This is a genomic window from Bacillus sp. SIMBA_074 (genome assembly GCF_046534555.1).
Lineage (GTDB): Bacteria > Bacillota > Bacilli > Bacillales > Bacillaceae_G > Bacillus_A > Bacillus_A mycoides.
In genome coordinates this window covers 1-290 of record NZ_JAWRYM010000343.1, presented here as the reverse complement: position 1 = coordinate 290, position 290 = coordinate 1, and the positions used below count along the sequence as shown (strand labels likewise).

Genomic DNA, 290 nt, shown 5'->3' with positions numbered 1-290 from the left:
CGATCAGTCCAAGCTGGGTACGCCCTATTACTACACGGAGAGAGAAGCGTGGAGCTGGGATGGCAAAGCGTACGTTCCCGAAAAAGGAACCTATGAACAGGTAGCAGATGGCCAATATCACTTTAGCATCAAGGCCAAAATCGATGGACGCAATGCCAACTGGCAGACCTTGACCTTGCCGATCCGAGTGGATACGAAGCCACCAGTCATTTCTGCATCGGTGTCAGGAAATCGCGTGCAATGGAGCAGTCGGGACAAAGACATTCAAGGGTACTTGCTGTATGTGAACG

At 51.4% G+C, this 290-nt stretch carries 1 protein-coding gene; it reads left to right on the top strand.

What is annotated here, in order from left to right; all coding sequences use genetic code 11:
• Positions 1-290, top strand: a 290-nt coding sequence (locus SB773_RS31090) for a hypothetical protein (RefSeq protein WP_410594114.1), incomplete at both ends; no start/stop codon positions are given.